14 protein-coding genes are annotated in these 17,830 nt (G+C 72.2%); 5 read left to right on the top strand and 9 right to left on the bottom strand.

Features of this window, described 5'->3' with window-relative positions; all coding sequences use genetic code 11:
* Positions 1–298 precede the first annotated feature (298 nt).
* The 3 genes from C9J87_RS02380 (at position 299) to C9J87_RS02370 (ending at position 3,979) form a co-directional block, all read left to right on the top strand.
* A complete protein-coding gene (locus C9J87_RS02380) occupies positions 299–1,747 on the top strand; it encodes a sensor histidine kinase (protein ID WP_010834008.1) in 1,449 nt (482 codons plus the stop codon).
* Positions 1,731–2,420 (top strand): response regulator transcription factor, encoded by a 690-nt coding sequence (locus C9J87_RS02375; protein WP_010834009.1) that lies wholly within the window; start codon positions 1,731–1,733, stop codon positions 2,418–2,420. The genes C9J87_RS02380 and C9J87_RS02375 overlap by 17 nt, the downstream gene beginning before the upstream one ends.
* Positions 2,421–2,536: 116 nt before the next feature.
* Positions 2,537–3,979, top strand: a complete 1,443-nt coding sequence (locus C9J87_RS02370; RefSeq protein WP_107704623.1) for an exopolysaccharide biosynthesis polyprenyl glycosylphosphotransferase — start codon at positions 2,537–2,539, stop codon at positions 3,977–3,979.
* Positions 3,980–3,983: 4 nt separating this feature from the next.
* Here the strand turns inward: C9J87_RS02370 and C9J87_RS02365 are convergent, their stop codons facing one another.
* The 3 genes from C9J87_RS02365 to C9J87_RS02355 are packed head-to-tail and all read right to left on the bottom strand — an operon-like array spanning position 3,984 to position 6,954.
* A complete protein-coding gene (locus C9J87_RS02365) occupies positions 3,984–5,279 on the bottom strand; it encodes a DUF4910 domain-containing protein (protein ID WP_198652230.1) in 1,296 nt (431 codons plus the stop codon).
* Positions 5,276–6,295 (bottom strand): NAD-dependent epimerase/dehydratase family protein, encoded by a 1,020-nt coding sequence (locus C9J87_RS02360; RefSeq protein ID WP_107704622.1) that lies wholly within the window; start codon positions 6,293–6,295, stop codon positions 5,276–5,278. Before C9J87_RS02360 ends, C9J87_RS02365 begins: the two co-directional genes overlap by 4 nt.
* Positions 6,295–6,954 carry a PIG-L deacetylase family protein gene (locus C9J87_RS02355; RefSeq protein WP_107704621.1) on the bottom strand — a complete coding sequence of 220 codons (660 nt, stop codon included), beginning with the start codon at positions 6,952–6,954 and terminating at the stop codon, positions 6,295–6,297. The genes C9J87_RS02360 and C9J87_RS02355 overlap by 1 nt, the downstream gene beginning before the upstream one ends.
* A 230-nt stretch (positions 6,955–7,184) precedes the next feature.
* Between C9J87_RS02355 and C9J87_RS19880 the strand changes: the two genes are divergently transcribed.
* On the top strand, positions 7,185–9,203 hold the full coding sequence (locus tag C9J87_RS19880) for a glycosyltransferase (RefSeq protein WP_198652228.1): 2,019 nt from the start codon (positions 7,185–7,187) through the stop codon (positions 9,201–9,203).
* Positions 9,203–11,047: an asparagine synthase (glutamine-hydrolyzing) gene (gene asnB / locus C9J87_RS02345; RefSeq protein ID WP_107704619.1), complete on the top strand. Its 1,845-nt coding sequence runs from the start codon at positions 9,203–9,205 to the stop codon at positions 11,045–11,047. Before C9J87_RS19880 ends, asnB begins: the two co-directional genes overlap by 1 nt.
* Here the strand turns inward: asnB and C9J87_RS02340 are convergent.
* The 6 genes from C9J87_RS02340 to C9J87_RS02315 form a co-directional block, all read right to left on the bottom strand.
* A complete protein-coding gene (locus C9J87_RS02340; protein WP_107704618.1) occupies positions 11,044–12,528 on the bottom strand; it encodes an O-antigen ligase family protein in 1,485 nt (494 codons plus the stop codon). The genes asnB and C9J87_RS02340 overlap by 4 nt on opposite strands.
* Positions 12,528–13,355, bottom strand: coding sequence for a hypothetical protein (locus C9J87_RS02335; RefSeq protein ID WP_107704617.1), 828 nt, complete (start codon positions 13,353–13,355; stop codon positions 12,528–12,530). Before C9J87_RS02335 ends, C9J87_RS02340 begins: the two co-directional genes overlap by 1 nt.
* An 88-nt stretch (positions 13,356–13,443) precedes the next feature.
* Complete coding sequence (locus tag C9J87_RS02330; RefSeq protein WP_107704616.1) at positions 13,444–14,316, bottom strand: right-handed parallel beta-helix repeat-containing protein; 873 nt, start codon at positions 14,314–14,316, stop codon at positions 13,444–13,446.
* Positions 14,317–14,400: 84 nt separating this feature from the next.
* Entirely contained in the window at positions 14,401–15,972 is a 1,572-nt protein-coding gene (locus C9J87_RS02325; RefSeq protein WP_107704615.1) for a lipopolysaccharide biosynthesis protein, read from the bottom strand.
* A complete protein-coding gene (locus C9J87_RS02320; RefSeq protein WP_107704614.1) occupies positions 15,969–16,973 on the bottom strand; it encodes a glycosyltransferase in 1,005 nt (334 codons plus the stop codon). Before C9J87_RS02320 ends, C9J87_RS02325 begins: the two co-directional genes overlap by 4 nt.
* Positions 16,974–16,976: 3 nt before the next feature.
* A complete protein-coding gene (locus C9J87_RS02315) occupies positions 16,977–17,810 on the bottom strand; it encodes a sugar phosphate nucleotidyltransferase (RefSeq protein WP_198652226.1) in 834 nt (277 codons plus the stop codon).
* Positions 17,811–17,830: the final 20 nt, after the last annotated feature.

The raw sequence follows: 17,830 nt of genomic DNA, 5'->3' as shown, positions 1-17,830 counted from the left end.
CATGGCTGGCACGATGCACGAGCCGTTGCCCGCGCAAGGCCGGAGGTGCCCGACGTCCACCGATTTGGGGATGCGGGAGCGCTCGCGATCGAGGCGCCACGCCCGTCTAGCCCACCATTGCCCAGAATTGGGTATCAGTTGATCATCGAATGGGTCCTAGCAAGATGAGACCTACATTTCGTTGAGCGGCCCTCGGGGGAACGCACCGTTGACGGTGGTCCGGTGATCACCCGAAGAGGGAGTCTTGGCAAGGCGGGGAAGGCCTTGTCTCGGCACTAGGGGCATGGGGCGTGAATTCGTGCATGACAAGGGACAGACGAACAAGATCATCGAGAGCTGGCAGGAGGGGCTGCTGGCCGCGGGGCTCGCAGGAGCCCCCGTCGTCGTGGTGCTGTCGACCGCACGCGACTCGCAGCGGGTGCACTCAGCGGCACTCATCGCCTCCGTGGTGGCCGGAGTGCTGCTGCTGCTCGCGGCGCTGCTCCTCTACTTCCACTGGCTCACGACGCCGAGTCGGCGACACAGCTGGACGGTGACGGCCGCCGTGGTGATGTCGGTGCAGGTGCTCGTCTCGACGAGCCACGACCTGGCCGAGCCCATCTCGGGTTCGCGCAACCTCGCGATGAGCAGTGCGATCGACCTGCTGGCGGCGGTCCTGGTGCTCGTCCTCCTGCTCCTCGGCTGGCGGGCCGTTCGGAACCCTCAGCCGCTGCTGCTGGGGATCGGGCTGGCGATCGGGCTCATGTTCCTGCACGCACTCGTGCACGTCGAACCGCCGCTGGTCGTGTCGGCGACGCCCGCGTGGGGCCTGGCGGCCGCCATCGTGGCCGGCCACCTGGCCATCGCCGGACTGGTGCTGCACGACCACAACCAGATCGCCTGGGCCCGCCACCGCCTCGCGTCGACGGTGCTCCTGATCGGCATCGCCCACGCGGTCCGCTCCGGCGCCGTCGAGGGCTGGGCCACCGACCTGGCGGCGGCGACCGCCCTGGTCGGCGCGGCCGCGCTGTGGGCCAGCGCCAGCTTCTTCCTGCTCCGCGACGCGCTGGCCACCCAGCACCGACGCGCGATCGTGCTGGAGGGCTCGCTGCTGGAGATCGAGACCAACCTGCGCGGGAGCCGCGAGCAGCTCCACGAGATCCGCAGCACCGTCGCCGGTGCCGCCAGTGCCGCGCGGCTGCTCGACGACCGCGCGATCAGCCCCCTGACCCACGACCGGCTCGAGCGGGCCATCCGCACCGAGCTCGATCGGCTCGAGCGGCTGGTGGTGCCGCAGGCGCCACAGACACCGGGCCCGGTGGACCTCGACTCCACCCTCGACGTGCTCCTCCAGTCGCAGCGCGCCCAGGGCCGCACCGTCGAGTGGGAGCCCAGCGGAGGTACCGCCGTGCACGCGCGGCCCGACGACGTCGCCGAGGCCCTCGGCATCCTGCTCGACAACGCGGCCACGCACGGCGGCACCGCGAGCAGGGTCTCCGTGACCGCCGAGCAGGACCTCGTGGAGATCGCCGTCATCGACGCCGGCCCCGGCGTCCCGCTCGAGGCCCGCGACGGCATCTTCGACTGGGGGGTCCACCGCAGCGACTCCCCCGGTCAGGGCATCGGCCTCAGCGTGGCCCGCCGCCTGGTGAGCGAGCACGGCGGCACGTTGACCCTGGCCGAGCCCGATGAAGCGCCCGGGTCGTCCTTCATCATCCGCCTGCCCGCGGCCCGCCGTTCCGAGGAAGCCGATGTCCGCGGCGCTTGACACCAGGCCCAGCACGCGGGTCCTGATCATCGAGGACCACATGCTGTTCGCCGAGTCCCTGGAGCTTGCGCTCTCCCTGGAGGGATATGACGTACGTCGACTGGCCCTGCCCGAGGTCGGTGGCTCGATGGCCACGCTGCGATCGACGGCGCTGCGCAGCAACGCGCGGATCGTGCTGCTCGACCTCGACCTCGGCCGCTTCGGGGACGGGATGGGGCTGATCTCACCCTTGGCCCGGTCCGGTGCCAACGTCGTCGTGGTGACGGCGTCGACCGACCGGGGCCGCTGGGGAGCCTGCGTCCGCCAGGGTGCGCGCAAGATCCTCTCCAAGGGCCGCCCGCTGCAGGAGACCCTCGGCACCGTCCGTCGCCTCCACCAGGGCCTGCCGGTGATGACCTCCGACGAGCTCGAGCGACTGCTCGACGCCTGGCGCAGCGAGCGCATGGTCACCGAGGACATGCGGCGCCGGCTCGAGCTGCTGACGCCGCGCGAGAAGCAGGTCCTGGCCGCGCTGATCGCGGGGCACAACGTGCGCGAGATCGCCCGCGAGAGCGTGGTGTCGGAGGCGACCGTGCGCACGCAGGTGAAGTCGATCCTCGGCAAGCTCGAGGTCTCCTCGCAGCTCGCGGCGGTCGGGCTCGCCCACCACGTCGGCTGGCAGCACAGCGACTGAATCCGACGTGTCGCGGCCGATCCGGCAGGCCTATGCCGCATTTGCGGCATGCCGGACCTGACCGCGATACCTAGGCTCGACCCACTGCTCACGCGTGGTCAGGAAAGGGGGGACAGATGGCGCAAGTCACTGTGCCCCCAGTCGGCGATCTGGTCAGCGGCCTGCCGTTGCCCCCCACTCAGCGGGTCGCGCTCCACGACCAGGTCGTCGACGCCACCAGCTCACGCAGCCGCAGCAATCGGTGGCTCCGTCCGACCGCGGACCTCGCCGCCAGCCTCCTGGCCGTGGTCATCGCGACGCGGGGCGGAGCCACTGTCCAACGTGAGGTCCTGGCCGCCGTCGCGCTGTCCTGGCCGCTGTTCCTCGCCGTCAACGGCTGGTTCACCCGGCGCCCGCTCGGCGAGCCCGCCGGCAGCCACGCGGGTCGCGTCCTGCGGTCGGGAGCCGGTCTCGGCGTCGCCTGCTGGCTGGCGAGCGCGGTGGTCGGTGAGGCTGCGGCTCCCCAGGCGCTGGTCCCGGTCGTCGCGGCACTGACCCTCGCCGTACTCGTCAGCGGCTTGGTGCGGCTGCCCGGCAGCACGACGCGGGTCGTCCTCGCCGGCCACCCCGACGACGTGCGTGCCGCCGTCGCCGAGCTCGCGCACTCACCTCGGTTCGTCGTCTCCGCGGCCTGCCTCTCCGCCGCACCGGACGAGCCGCTGGCCGAGCTCCCGGTGCGGGTCGGGGTGTCCTACGCCGCCGACGTCACCGTCCAGACCGGCAGCGACGCCCTGCTGGTGCTGCCCGGGCCGGGCATCACGCACGCCACGATGCGCCGCCTGCAGTGGCACGCCCACGGCGCCGCCGTGCCCTTCTACATCGGCACCGGACTGCTCGACGTCGCACCGACGCGGGTCTCGGTCGTGCAGGGCGCCGGCCTCGACGTGATGCAGATCCGCCCCGCCGCCAGCCATGGCCCGCGCCGGCTCGCGAAGGAGGTCGTCGAGCGGCTGCTCGCCGCCGTGGCGCTCCTCGTGCTCGCGCCGGTCCTGGCGCTGGTCTGGTTGCTCGTACGCCGCGAGACCCCCGGTCCCGGCCTCTTCCGGCAGCAGCGGGTCGGTCGCGACGGGGCGGAGTTCACGATGCTGAAGTTCCGCACCATGTCCTGCACCGCGACCGAGGAGCGGGCCGGTCTCAGCGACCTCAACCAGGTCGACGGCGGCGTGCTGTTCAAGCTGCGCAGCGATCCCCGGGTCACCCGGCTCGGCACGATCCTGCGCCGCTACTCGATCGACGAGCTGCCACAGCTGTGGAACGTCGTGACCGGCGAGATGTCCCTCGTCGGGCCGCGTCCGGCGCTGCCCAGCGAGGTCGAGCTCTATGACCTCGATCCGCGCCGGCGGCTCGCCGTGAAGCCCGGCCTGACCGGGCTGTGGCAGGTGTCGGGTCGCTCGGACCTGAGCTGGGCGGAGTCGGTCCGCCTCGACGTGAAGTACGTCGACAACTGGTCGCTCGCACTCGACCTCTCGATCCTGCTCAGGACCGCCAGGGCCGTCCTCGACCACCGTGGGGCGTACTGAGCGCTCAGCCGGGGACGCGGGCCAGCAGCTCGACGTGCTCGAGGTCAGCGGCAGCCTGCGCCACGACGGCGAAGTCGAGCCCAGCGCGCTGCGCGACGTCCAGCAGGGACGTCTGGCCGTCGGAGCAGGCCAGCGCCCACAGGATCGCCATCATGGCGTCGGTGGCCGCCTGGCCGCCCGTGTCGGGGTAGAGGCCCCGCTTGCCGAGCTGCGGCTCGCCGTACGGGCTGAGGTTGAGGTAGGTGGCGTCGCGCTCGAGCACGTCGATGATCTCGGTGAGCGCGGCGTAGGCCCCGAGGAGCTCGTCGTCCTTGACGTAGCCCAGGTCGTCGGCCGACGTGTGGTACTCCGGGTACTCGCCGTGCGGGGTGCGCGTCAGCCGACCGACCGGGAGGTCGAAACCGAGCGCGTTGTACTGCCGCTCGTCATAGCCGTACGGCGAGTAGTCGCGCACCTCCCCGCCGCGCCGGGCGACGACGTGGGCCGCGGCCCGGTCGATGTCGCGGTCCGCGTGCCGGGTGCGCTTGTAGACCAGGGGCCCGGGGCCACCGAGCCCGGCCAGGACCAGGCCGTGCCGGATCCGCGGCAGCGTCTGCTCGTGCAGGCTCAGCCAGGTGATGGACCCGATGACGCCCGGTGCGAACACGAAGCGATAGCTCCACCGCCGGCTCGGCAGGGCCGCGAGCGCGGCCGCGAGCTCGGTCGCGACGACGATGCCCGACAGGTTGTCGTTGGCCAGCGACGGATGGCACGTGTGCGCACTGATCAGCACCTCGTCCTCGGAGTCCCCGGGCACGAGCACCTCGCCGTAGGTCAGGGCTCCCGGCTCGACCGTGGAGTCGATGACGACGTCGTAGGGCCCCTCGTCCATCGCGTCCAGCTGCCGCTGGGTGAGGCAGAAGCCCCAGGTGCGGCGGTAGTAGGAGGTCCGGTAGGGGATCCAGTCGGGGTGCTCGGGCAGCGTGAACAGGTGGGGGCGCAGCTCCTCGAGCGTCATCCGCCGGCGCACCGGCACGCTGTAGCCGACGAGGTGCAGAGTGTGCTCGCGGAAGTCGACGACCCGGCGACCGCCGAGGTCGGCGATGTAGGCGTCGCGGACGTTCCACTCGTCGTTGACGGTCCAGTCGTGGCAGGTCGTGCCGGTCGGGATCTCGACGCTGTGCAGCGAGACGGCCTCCCCGATGGCCGCGAGCGTCTCGCGCACGCCGTCGCCGGTCATGCTCCGGCAGAGCGGGTAGAGCCGCTCGAGCCGCGCCCGCATCCGCTGCGCGCGCAGCGGGTCCGGGGAGAGCAGGCTCATCGCAGCACGAGGCGGTCGTCGAGGCGCCCGGCGCCCATCAGCTCCTGGATCCTCTTGAGCCGGACGTAGCGGGGACCCTCGAAGGCGTCGGCGGTCAGGCCCTGGCGAGCCATGTCCTCGGCCAGCTCGTCGATGCCGGTCGCCACCGTCCACTCGGGCCGGAAGCCCGGCAGGTCGCGGGCCAGCTTGGCGAAGTCGACGCGGTAGTCGCGCAGGTCTGCGGTCGCGCCTTCGGCGAAGGTGACCGGGGCCCCGAAGCGCTCGGCGACGGCCAGCGCGATCTCGCGCACCTGGACGACGTCCTCGTCGCGGCCCACGTTGAAGGCCTGGTCGTGCACGATCTCGCGGGGCGCCTCCAGGACGGCGAGGAAGGCGCGGGCGATGTCCTCGGCGTGGACGAGCGGGCGCCACGGCGTGCCGTCGCTCTGCAGCCGCACCTCGCCGCGTGTGAAGGCCGCCCCGCACAGGTTGTTGACCACGATGTCGGCGCGCAGCCTGGGTGAGGAGCCGTAGGCGGTGGCGTTGCGCAGGTAGGTCGGGCTGAAGTCGTCGTCAGCGAGGCGGGAGATGGCGCGCTCTGCGCGGATCTTGCTCTCGCCGTACGGCGTCACCGGGTTCATCTCGCCGTCCTCGGCCACCCGGGTGTCGCCCGCCGCGCCGTAGAGCGAGCACGAGGAGGAGAAGAGGAAGCGCTGGACACCAGCGGCCTTGGCCACCTCGGCCATGTGGAACGCGCCGTCGGAGTTCACCGAGAAGGTCGCCTCGGGGTTGAGGTGGCCGATCGGGTCGTTGGAGATCGCCGCGAGGTGGATCACGGCGTCGAAGCCGGCGAGGTCGTCAGGTGACTGGTCGCGGATGTCGCCGGTCCTGGACTCGTAACCGGACGGCGCAGGTCCGAAGTCGCAGCCGTCGTACCAGCCCGCATCGAGGCCGGTCACCTCGTGTCCCGCCTCCTGCAGCAGGGGCACCATCACCGCACCGAGGTAGCCCCGGTCACCATCCACCAGCAAACGCATCAGTCGTCTCCTCCTCGTCGGGTCGCGCCGAGGTCCAGCAGGACCTTGCGGCTGTGGAAGCCTTCGGCGTACGGCGCCCGGCACTCGACGCCGCGCAGGCGCAGCAGCCCCCGGAAGACCTCGTGGTCCCACCAGTCCCGCCCGACCTGCGAGGGGAAGCCCTCGTCGAGCAGCCGCAGCTTCGCCGCCACGACGTCCGCGGCGAGGGCGACGTAGTGGCTGGGGGTGGTCAGGTCGCCGTCCCACTTCGGGATCTCGTAGTGCAGCACGAGGGCGTCTCGCCACACCGTCGCAGCGAGCCGGCCCACGACGCGGTGGTCCTGGTGGGCGTCGTCGACGCGGGGGGCGAGGACGAGGTCGGGCGCGTGCCTGCGGGCCGCCTCCTCCAGCACGTCCTTGGCCGCGTCCCAGTCGGCAGGCAGCCGTCCGTCACGCAGGCCGCCGGTCTCCACGACCGCACCGGGCGCGAACCGAGCCAGGGAGGCGCGCGCCTCGTCCTGCCGCTCCTCCGTGCCGGTGAGCACCAGGCCGACGACCGTGACGTCGTCTCGTCCTGCCAGCGACAGCAGCGTGCCCCCGCAGCCGATCTCGATGTCGTCGGGATGGGCGCCCAGGCACAGGACGGACAACGGCCCGTGCGGCGCGATCAACGACAGCATGGACCCACCCCTCAGCGCTCCTTGCCCTCCCCCCGAGGACGTGCCCGCACGCTAGTCCGGGGCCAGGAGTGCTGATGGTTGTGCGCACGGAAGTACCCCGTTCTCGGGACACGCCCACGGCCTCGCGTCAGTAGCCTCGTCAGGGACACGGGGCCAGCTCTCGCAGCGCCGATCGGCGACTGCCGGTGCCCCACCGAGTCGGAGGGGGAAGCGTCATCCTGACTGTCGTCGTGGTCACGCATGACAGCCGTGCGCACCTGCCACGGCTGGCCGGTTCACTCGCGGGCGGGCTGGCGGGCGTCGCGCAGTGGCGGGTCCACGTCGTCGACAACGAGTCGCGCGACGGGACCCCGGAGCTGGCGCAGCGGCTGCTGCCGGACGCGCGGGTGACGCGGGCCGGTGCCAACCTCGGCTACGCCGCTGCCATCAACCTGGCGGCGGCCGACGCCGGCGACGACGACCTCCTCGTGCTCAACCCCGACGTGCGCCTGCACGACGGCTGTGTCGCCCGTCTGCTCGGCGCGCTCGCCACTCCCGGGGTGGGCATCGCCGTACCCCGTCATCTCGACGACGACGGCCACCTCGCACCGTCACTGCGCCGGGAGCCGACGGTCGTGTCCGCCTGGGCCGAGGCCGTGATCGGCGGGCGTCGCGCCGCGCGGCTGGGGCTGTCCGAGACGATCACGGACGCGGGTCGTTATGCCGAGCCGGGCGACGTCGACTGGGCGACGGGGGCCGTGCTGGCCATCTCGGCCTCCTGTCGGCGCGCCGTGGGCGCGTGGGACGAGTCGTTCTTCCTCTACTCCGAGGAGGTCGACTACTGCCGCCGGGCACGCCGTGCGGGCTTCTCCGTGCGCTACGAACCGAGCGCGGTCGCCTCCCACACCAGCGGCGCCTACGGCACCGATGCCGCCCTGTGGAGCCGGCTCGTCCACAACCGGGTCCTGGACCACTCGCGCCACCACGGTCGGGTCCGGTCGGCCCTCTTCCGCGGCGGCGTGGTCACCGGCGAGGTGCTCCGGTCCCGCTCCCCCGCCCACCGGGCGGGCCTGCGCACGGCGCTCGGGGCGGCGCCCGGGCCGCGAGCCGAGCAGGCGGGCGTCATCTGGTTCGCGGCGCAGGACTGGTGGTACCACAACCAGGCCCACTCGGACTTCCAGCTGATGCGCGAGGTGGCCCGGCACCGCCCGGTGCTGGTCGTGAACAGCCTGGGGCTCCGCCTCCCCCGCAAGGGGACGAGCACCGGCTCCGGCAAGCGCATCCTGCGCAAGCTGCGCAGCATGACCAAGCTGGTACGGCGCCCGCTGCCGGCCGTCCCCGGGTTCCACGTGCTCACGCCCCTCATGCTCCCGCTCTACGGCGACACCCGGGGTGCGCGGGTCAACGCCTGGTTGATCCGCCAGCAGGTGCGTGTGGTGGCGCGGGCGATCGGCGTCGGGGACCGTCCGGCGGTCGGCGTCACGATCCCGACGGCCTGGCCCGTGGTGCGCCCGATGAGGAGGTCGGCGCTCGTGTTCAACCGCTCCGACCTCCACTCGGCCTTCCCCGAGGCCGACGGCGCGTGGGTCGCCTCGCTGGAGCGGGCGCTGCTCGTGGAGGCGGACCGCGTGCTCTACGTCAGCCACGAGCTGATGCGCCGCGACGCGGCCGTCGTGGGCGGGCGCGCCCACTTCCTCGACCACGGCGTCGACGTCGAGCACTTCAGCAGCGATCCGCGAACCATCGACCCGGAGGTCGCCCGCCTCCCCCGGCCACGCGTGGGCTTCTTCGGTGGCCTGGACGACTACGTCGTCGACGTGGACCTGCTGCGGCGGACCGCGCAGGCCAACCCGGACCACAGCCTGGTGCTGATCGGCGACGCGACCTTCCCGATGGACGACCTGGTCTCCTTGCCCAACGTCCACTGGCTCGGGTTCCGGCCCTACGCCGACATCCCCGCGCTGGGGCGCGGCTTCGACGTGGCGCTGATGCCCTGGCTCGACAACGACTGGATCCGCTACGCCAACCCGATCAAGCTCAAGGAGTACCTCGCCCTGGGGCTGCCCGTCGTGACGACGGACTATCCCGAGGTCGAGGACTACCGGGACCGGGTGCTGGTCGCCGGGCGCGACGACTTCCCTGCCGCCGTGCGCCGCCTCCTCGCCGACCCGCCCGACGGAGAACGGCTCCGCGCATCGGTCCTGCACTGCGCCTGGGCGGCGCGGGGCGCCGACCTGATGGGGCTGTTCGACGAGGTCCGGGCCGGCTGATGTGCGGCATCGCCGGGATCCGCCGCTTCGACGACAACGCCGTCAGCGAGGACACACTGCGGGCGATGGCGACCGTGCTGCACCACCGCGGCCCCGACGAGTCGGCGACCTGGCGCGGCGACGGGGTCGGGCTGGCCCACACCCGGCTGTCCATCATCGACCTGGCCGGCTCCCACCAGCCCATGACGTCGCCCGACGGGCGCTGGGTCCTGGTCTTCAACGGCGAGATCTTCAACTACCAGGAGCTCCGGCTCACCCTGGACTACCCGTTCACCACCCACGGGGACACAGAGGTGGTGCTCGCGGGGTTGACGGTCGTCGGACCCGCGTTCGTCGAACGCCTGCGCGGCCAGTTCGCCTACGCGGCCTTCGACACCCGCACCGGGGAGACACACCTGGCGCGCGACCGCCTCGGTGTCCTGCCCTTGCACTACTCCCTCGACCACCGGGCCCTGGTGTTCGGCTCCGAGATCAAGGCGCTGCACGCGGCCGGGGTTCCCCGGCGCGTGGACGAGGACAGCCTCGACGCCTACCTCACGGCGCGCGCCGTCCCGGCGCCGTACACGCTCTTCGCTGGGGTGCGGAAGCTGCCGCCGGGCCACCGCGCGCGCGTCAGCAGGACCGGGGAGCTGCAGGTGGAGCGCTACTGGGCACCGCCGCCCTCGGACCCAGGTCACCTGTGGACCCCGCAGTCGGCGGTGGACGCCGTCGACGTGGCAGTCACCGATGCCGTCGCGGCCGCGCAGGTGGCCGACGTCCCGATCGGGTGCTACCTCAGCGGCGGCGTCGACAGCAGCCTCATCGCCGCGGTCATGCAGCGGCTCCGGGGCGGCGCCCCGGTCACGACGTTCGCCGCGGGCTTCGGCGATCCCCGGCTGGACGAGCTGCCGTGGGCTCGGCGCGTCAGCGAGCACGTCGGCACCGACCACCACGAGGTGCACCTGCGCGCCGACGACTTCGAGGACCTCTGGCCCCGGCTGAGCTGGCACCGTGACGCCCCCATCTCCGAGCCGGCCGACATCGCCGTGTTCGGGCTGGCCCGCGCGGCCCGTGAGCAGGTCCGGGTGGTGCTGTCGGGCGAGGGCGGCGACGAGCTCTTCGGCGGCTATCCCAAGCACCGCTTCGCGCGGCCGCTCGCCGTGGCCACGGTGGCCCCGGCCTCCTTGCGCCGGGTCGCCGTGGATGCGCTCGAGCCGCGGCTCGGGCCCCGGTTCGCGCGGGCCCGCATCGCTGTACGCGCCGCTGGTGCGGGTGACGAGCGCGAGCAGCTCTCGACGTGGTTCGCCCCCTTCACCACCGCCGAGCGACGTCAGCTGCTGGGTGGTCGACCGGTGGCCCGCTGCCGGCCCGACGTGCTCGGCGGCGACGCCCTCGACCGGATGCTGCGCCACGACCTGGGCGGCTGGCTTCCCGACAACCTGCTCGAGCGCGGGGACCGGATGTCGATGGCCGCCTCGCTCGAGCTCCGCCCGCCGCTGCTGGACCACCACCTGGTCGAGCTGGCATTCCGCCTGCCCTCGTCCGTCAAGGTCCGCAGGGGCGTCGGCAAGTGGGTGCTCAAGGAGGTTGCGCGCCGCTACCTGCCGGCGGAGGTGGTCGACCGGCGCAAGGTGGGCTTCAAGGTCCCCCTGGACCAGTGGTTCCGCACCGATCTGCGCGACTCGATGTGGGAGCGGCTCACCGGCACCGACTCGTTCGTGGGCCAGACCCTCGACCGCCGGGCCGTGCACCGGCTGCTGGAGCGGCACGACCGGGGCGTGGCGAGCGAGGAGAGCCGCATCTGGACGCTGATGTGCCTGGAGGTCTGGCACGAGAGCTTCTTCCGGTCGACGACGGACGCCTAGGTCCGGGCCGGGACCGGGTCGCCGGGCGGCACCTCCGCGGGCGCGGCCGGGCGCTTCGGCCGGTCCCGGACCAGGCTCCAGTGCGCACCGGCGCACCCGATGACGAGGAAGAGCAGGAACGCGCTCTGGCGGAAGCTGAGGGCGTCATAGGTGAGGGCCGCGAAGGAGAGGGCGGCGAGGGTGGCGGCCATGGCCTGGCCCTCGCTGCGCAGCGCGGGATCGACGCTGCGATGGCGGACACCGCGGGCCACTCCCATCCCCACGACACCGAGCGCGATGAATGCCGCGAGGCCCACGACCCCTCCCTGGAGGAGGGACGCGAGGTACTGGTTGTCGAGGAAGAAGTAGACGTCCGGCACGAACGTCCCGAGCCCGCGCCCGAACCACCAGTGGCCCTGCATCAGGGTGGGGATCGCCTGGTAGTCGTCGGTCCGGCCGGCGATGCTCGGGTCGGTGCCGACGTCGAGGAACAGGCTGCGCACCGTGCCGAGCAACCCGGGGACGGCTGCCCGGAAGAGGCCCAGGCCGATCAGCCCGAGCACGAGCGCGTTGATGCGTCCGCGACGGGAGAGGGCCACCGCGTAGACCGCGAGCCCCACGGCCAGCGTCAGGAACCCCGACCGGGACACGCTCATCGGCACCGCCACCAGCAGCGCGATCAGCGCGACGACGAAGCGCCATCGCCGTCCACCCGCCGGGTGCAGGCAGAAGTGCAGGGCCAGCGGCACGAGCGCAGCGGTCACGACCGAGAACTCGATGGGGTGGGAGGCGCCCGCGGTGACCCGGTCGAAGCCGGACCTGGTGTCGGACACGAGGTCGACGTTGGCCGTCAGCCCCGGCAGGCGCATCAGCTCTCGGAAGTCGAAGCCGGAGAACGCGAACTCGAGGATCCCGACGAACGCGGCCACCCCGCCCACCAGGACGAGGCGCTGCAGGAGCCGGGTGATGCGCTCGCGGCCTCCGAGCGCGTCGACGGCGAGCAGGGCCACGCCGAGCATCCCGAGGAGCGGGAAGACGACCCGGTCCGCGCTCGCCTGCTCGGCGGGCGTCAGGTCCCGGGCCATCGCCGCGGCGTAGGACATCAGGGCCGCGATCGTGAAGGCGAGCAGCACCCACCGCACCGGGTGCAGCTCGGCCACCTCGCTGAGGTTGAGGATGCGCGACGCGGCCCAGATGGCCAGCGCCGCCATCGCGACCAGGACCGCCGGGCTGCCCACCGACTTCAGCGGTCCGACCAGCACGTAGTCCTGCGGCAGGAGCAGGAGCAGCACGACCAGCAAGGTCAGCACCGAGCACCCGTCGCGGGCCGAGAGCGCGAGCATCCCGATGATCGCTCCGAGGATCAGCAGCGCTGCGACCGCGGCACCACCCAGCGGTCCGGTGAGCGGGACGATCGCGACGACCAGCAGGAGGGCGGCGCCGGCCACGGCGCCCGCGCCGAGGAGCACCCGGCGCAGTGGCAGGCCGCGGCCCGGGAGCACTACCGACCGCCGGTACGGCGACGCTGGCGCGTTCCTCGGTCGGGCTGCCCTGCCAGCGGCCGCTGGGCACGGGCCTGCCCGTTCGAGGCGTTGACCGCCGGTGGCGACTCCGTCGCCGGGAGCGCCTCGAGGGGGCTCATCGAGTGCGTCGTGCCGCGGCCGGCCTGCGGTTCGGCGACCGCGCGCTGGCGGCGCAGCTGGCGCAGGACGCGGTCGGCGACGACGGACCACGCAGCCCCCATCAGCAGCCCGATGCCCATCACGGCCACCACCAGCTTCATGCCCGAGGTGGAGGGCAGTGCGTCCACCTGCGTCGGGGCGAGGATGAACGGCTCGTAACGGCCCGCCCGGGGTGCACCCGCCCGGGTCTGGAGCGTGTCGGCGATGCCAGGAGCGGCCTCGATGACCCGGTCCACGACGGCTCGGACCGCCTGCTCGTCCTCTCCCCAGGCCCGGACCTCGTAGGTCGTCTCGAACTGGGGGATCTTCACCGAGTAGGACGAACCGTTCTCGACCTCCCCGGCACCCCAGCCACGGGTGCCCTCGCCGCCGAGCTCCTCCTGGGTGGTGCGCGAGTTGAGCTGGGCCTCGAGCGCCGCTCCGATCAGGGCACCGCCGTTGGCGCCGAGCGGGTTGGGCGCCGCCTCGGTCCCGCTGGCGTCGCTGGGCGGAGGATCGGTCTGGACGAGCCCGTAGGAGGCGGCTGCCGTGAAGGTGGTCTCCTGCGCCTGGACCAGCTGGAAGCTGACGCCCGCGGCTCCGAGCAGGATCGGGAGCATGATGTACCAGCGGCGCAGACAGACCTTCAGGATGTCGACGGCATCCATGTGACCACCCCCCGCGTGCGCTCGGACGTGGTGTCGATCCTAGGTGAGCCGGACCACTCTTTTCGGGCGAATGACGCAGTCCACGGCGTCACCCCTGCTTGCAGAGGTCGACCGGTCGCCCGGTCTCGGCCCAGGTGTTGCCCGAGCTCGTGAACCCTGCGTTCCCGGAGGCGCCGAGGAGCAGGCAGGGCCCCCACTTGATGTCCCCGCCGATCTTGTTGCCCGTGAAGGTCGCGTTGGTGGCGTCGACCATGACCGAGAAGGCGAAGCCGAACAGCCAGTTGTCGCGCACCTCGACGTTCGAGGTGCCGCCGTTGGCGTGCTCGAGGAAGACGGCGGCGTTGAAGTTCTCGTGGTAGCGACCGGCCCGGTAGGTGGAGCAGGTGATCGACAGGCCGTCCACGCCGCGGACCTGAGTGCCGTCGTAGTGGTTCTCGGAGGGGGTCTGCGGCTGGTGGACGAGGTTGTGTCGCAGGGTGATGTTGCGGACCAGTGCCTCGCGGTCGGAGGTGATGTGGATGCCGTCGTCGGGGCTGGCCGCGATCCGGGACCGCACGACCGACACGTCGGAGGCGCTCGAGATGCCGATGCCCTGCGCCGTCACCCGCCGGATCCTCACCCGGTCGCCCAGCACCATGATCGAGCCGGCGACGCTCACGTTGCGGATCGTCACGTCGGACCCGACGACCTCGAGGCTCTGGACGCTCGCGTCCTCCAGCCTCTGGCCCGAGTCGAGCGTCGTCACGGCCGACGACGTGAGGTCGCCCCGGGCGCCGGTGGTGGACCTCGACGGCCGGAACTTGCACGGCGACGAGGGCGCGGAGGAGTCGCGGGCGCCGTACGCCGATGGCGAGGCGCCCTGCGGGGGCGGGGCGGCTGCGCCCGTGAAGGCGAACGAGGCGACGGCGAGGACCAGCAGCCGGGCGAGCGAACGACGATGAGCGAGGTGATGACGGAGCACGGAGACCTTTCTCAGGCTGACTGACGCGGGACCCCCCTGTGCGTCCTCCCAGTGTCACTCCGTCGCCGGGACGGGTCAATCGGTTCATCGGCTCGACCTGACGGCCCAGCGGCCCGCTACCCGTCGGGCGTCGTCCATCGCCGGCAGCCGGGCCCGCCACATCAAGGCGACGTGGACCGCGCCCCCGGTCGCGACGCCGGCCAGCAGCTGGAGCGCCGACCCGGTGCCGAGGTGGTCGGCCAGCGCGGCAGCGAGCCACGCCGCGATCGCCATCACCGCCGAGATCACCGCGTGCGGGAGCAGCGGGCGGAGGTAGGTGCTGAGCCGCATCTCGATGAGACCGAGCGCCATCATCATCTCGAACGGGGTCAGCACGACCACGACGACGGCCAGGCCCAGGCTGACGCCGACCAGGCCCCACTGCGACGACACCACCATGACGGCCGCTCCGGCCAGGCAGTAGGCCAGCGCCCACCGGTAGAGCCAGTCGCTGCGCCCCATCGCCAGCATGACCGACGCGGTGACCCGCGAGATCGCCTGCAGCGCCGCCAGCGGGGCGAGCACCTGGATGACCGGGATCGCTGCCTCCCAGCCGGGGCCGTAGACGACGGCCACCGCGTCCTCGGCCAGGACGGCCAGGCCGAACATCGACGGCAGCACGATCAGGGCGACCACGCCCGCGGCCCGGCTTGCGCCGGACCGCAGCGCCTCGACGTTGTTCTGGTCACGCGCGAAGGCGGAGAAGCTGACGGTCGAGACCGCCTCGCTCACCGTGTTGATCGGCGACGTCACCGTGCGCTGGGCGACGGTGTAGGTGCCCAGTGCCGTGCCGCCGAGCAGCCGGCTGATGATCACCTTGTCCAGCTGGGCGAAGCCGACCGCGAGGGCGCTGGAGTAGAAGAAGTGGATGCTGAAGCGCGCGACCGCGCGGAGCCGTCGCGGGCTGAAGGTGGCCGAGGGGCGCCACGGCTGGTAGGCCCAGGCGGCGACCGTCGACACCGCCACGCCGGCGACCGTGCCGGCGACCAGCGCCCAGATGCCCGCGCCCGCCACCGCGAGCGAGATCCCGACGAGTCCGGTGACGAGGGCGTTCGCGATGTTGATGGTGGCCAGGCGGCCGAACTGCATGGTCCGCCGCAGCAGTGCGTGGTGCATGTTGCCCAGGGCTCCGAGGAGGCCGACGCTGGCCAGCACCTGGATGGCCGGCGCCGCCGCCGGCTGTCCCAGCAGGTCCGCGAGGGGCCCTGCGCCGGTGATCATGGCCGCGCACAGACCGGCGCCGAGCAGGACGTTGGCGTAGAACAGCGAGCTCACCAGCACGTCGTCGATGTCGTCGCGCTGGATGATCACCGCCGACGTCCCGAGGTCCGTGAGCTGCCACACGACGACCATGACCACCATCGCCGCGGCGACGACGCCGAAGTCGCTCGGAGTGAGCAGCCTCGCCAGGATGACGTTGACCGCGAGTCGCGAGGTCTGCGTGGCGAGCTGGGCCAGCACGGTGTGGCGCGAGGCCCGAGCCACTCCGTCGCTGTCGACGACCGCGTCGAAGGACACGCTCCCCGCACCGCCCGACCCGGCTGCCTCTCCCCCCTGCCGAGGTCCGTCCAGGACGTCGGGTCCGCGGCGCCGTACGTCGGGGCCCGAGCGACTCACGGCCCCGAGGCCCCGGTCCGGTGCCGGCCGACCGCCGTTCCCGCGAGGGCAGGCCTGACGGGGTCGTGGGCGATCAGCAGGCGTGGGAGATCCGCCTTGCGCACCACGCTCCGGGCGGCAGCGAGCAGCAGGTCCTCGTGCGTGAGGTGCGCGACCTCGCGCACGATGGCCAGGTCCCGCAGCGCGAAGTCGAGCGCGATCTGGAGCTGGTGGTCGTCGACGTGCTCCTGGCGCATCGACCGGCGCGGCACGAGCACCGGGCACCGCCCCGCCTCGAGGGCCGCGAGCGCGGCACCGGTGCCGGCGTGCGCGATGACGACGTCGGCGCGTTCGATCGCCGCCCGGAGCTCGGCCGCGGCCACCTTCGCGCGCGCCTCGATCCCGAGTCCGGACACGTCGGTGACGCCGGTCTGCCAGAGCACGTGGGCGGTCGGCGGGATGATGCTGATCAGGTGCTCGACCAGCAGCCGGAAGTCGTACGGAGAGGTCCCGAGGCTCACCACCACCGAGCGCAGCTGGGGCACCTCGCGGTCCTTCCGGGTCTCGTAGACGTCCCACGGGGAGGCCAGGAAGCGCCACCCGCGCGAGGTCAGGGCGGTGGACTGGCTGAAGGTCCGGATGCCCGGGAACCGCGACAGCAGTGCACCCGAGAGCGACGGGCCGCTCACCCGGGTCGCGCTCTCGATGTAGACGCAGCGGACGCCGTGCAACCGCGCCTGCGGCAGCACGGCCAGAGCCAGCGCGGCACCGGTGCTCACGACGAGGCTGAGCTCGTGGCGGGAGAACACGTCGCGCGCCTCCCACGTGTTGCGCACCAGCGCACCGAGGTCCCTGGTCGGGCAGGGCCGCGTCCACCGCACGCGCTCACCCGCCAGCAACGACTCCGTCTGCGGTGTCCGTGGAGTCATCCACAGCAGGTCGTCACCGATGTCCAGGCGACGGCGCAGCGTGTGCAGCTGCATGATGTGGCCGCCGTCGTTGGCCACCAGGAGAGTGGTCATCGATCAACCGCAGACAGGCGTGGTGTCGTGGACCGGGGTCGCTGCCCGGGCGACGTCGTGGGTCCCGCGCCACAACGTCCAGGGACTGAGGCCGCGGGCATACATTCCCTCGAGGCGGGCCCGCTCCTTGAGGGTGTCCATCGGAGCCCAGAAGCCGGGATACCGGACGGCCCGGAGCTTCCCGTCCCGAGCCGCGCGGACGCAGCCGTCCATGACCAGGTCGTCGCCCTCATCGAGGTAGTCGAAGATGCCCTGGCGCAGCACGAAGTAGCCCCCGTTGATGCACATCGACATGTCGGCGACCGGGGTGAGCCCGGAGACCCGGCCGCCCTCGTCGAAGTCGACGACGTGGAACGAGTCCTGCGGCTTCACGGCAAGGAACTGGGCGACACAGGCGGAGTCGGCGAACTCCTCCACCAGCAGGTCCATGGGGGCGTCGGTCAGCACGTCTCCGTAGTTGGCGAGGAAGAACTCGTCCCCCTCCAGGTAGGGACGCACGCGGCGCAGCCGCTCGCCGATGGCGGTGTCCATCCCGGTGTCGATGAAGCTGATGGTCCAGTCGCTGATGTCGGTGCCCAGCACCTCGACGTGCTGGCCGCCCTTGGTCAGCACGAAGTCGTTCGAGGCCGTCTCGCGGTAGTTGAGGAAGTAGTCCTTGACCGCCTCGGCGCCGTGGCCCAGGCACAGGATGAACTCGGTGTGTCCGAAGTGCGCGTAGTAGCGCATGACGTGCCACAGCACGGGCCGGCTCCCGATCGGCATCATCGGCTTCGGCAGCGACTGGTTGTCCGCACGCATCCGCATGCCGAGCCCGCCGCAGAACAGCACCACCTTCATGACTGTCTCCCTTCTCCGTC

Origin of the sequence: Nocardioides allogilvus (assembly GCF_003047285.1) — a bacterium.
Taxonomy (GTDB): domain Bacteria; phylum Actinomycetota; class Actinomycetes; order Propionibacteriales; family Nocardioidaceae; genus Nocardioides; species Nocardioides allogilvus.
The sequence above is the reverse complement of the archived record's forward strand: the minus strand, read 5'-3'. Positions and strand labels throughout refer to the sequence as shown.

Coding starts and splice junctions, on each gene's coding strand:
- C9J87_RS02360 (WP_107704622.1), bottom strand. CDS start 6,295: ATGCGTTTGCTGGTGGATGGTGACCGGGGCTACCTCGGTGCGGTGATG.
- C9J87_RS02370 (WP_107704623.1), top strand. CDS start 2,537: ATGGCGCAAGTCACTGTGCCCCCAGTCGGCGATCTGGTCAGCGGCCTG.
- C9J87_RS02320 (WP_107704614.1), bottom strand. CDS start 16,973: ATGACCACTCTCCTGGTGGCCAACGACGGCGGCCACATCATGCAGCTG.
- asnB (WP_107704619.1), top strand. CDS start 9,203: ATGTGCGGCATCGCCGGGATCCGCCGCTTCGACGACAACGCCGTCAGC.
- C9J87_RS02375 (WP_010834009.1), top strand. CDS start 1,731: ATGTCCGCGGCGCTTGACACCAGGCCCAGCACGCGGGTCCTGATCATC.
- C9J87_RS02355 (WP_107704621.1), bottom strand. CDS start 6,954: ATGCTGTCGTTGATCGCGCCGCACGGGCCGTTGTCCGTCCTGTGCCTG.
- C9J87_RS02335 (WP_107704617.1), bottom strand. CDS start 13,355: ATGGATGCCGTCGACATCCTGAAGGTCTGTCTGCGCCGCTGGTACATC.
- C9J87_RS02315 (WP_198652226.1), bottom strand. CDS start 17,810: ATGAAGGTGGTGCTGTTCTGCGGCGGGCTCGGCATGCGGATGCGTGCG.
- C9J87_RS02365 (WP_198652230.1), bottom strand. CDS start 5,279: ATGAGCCTGCTCTCCCCGGACCCGCTGCGCGCGCAGCGGATGCGGGCG.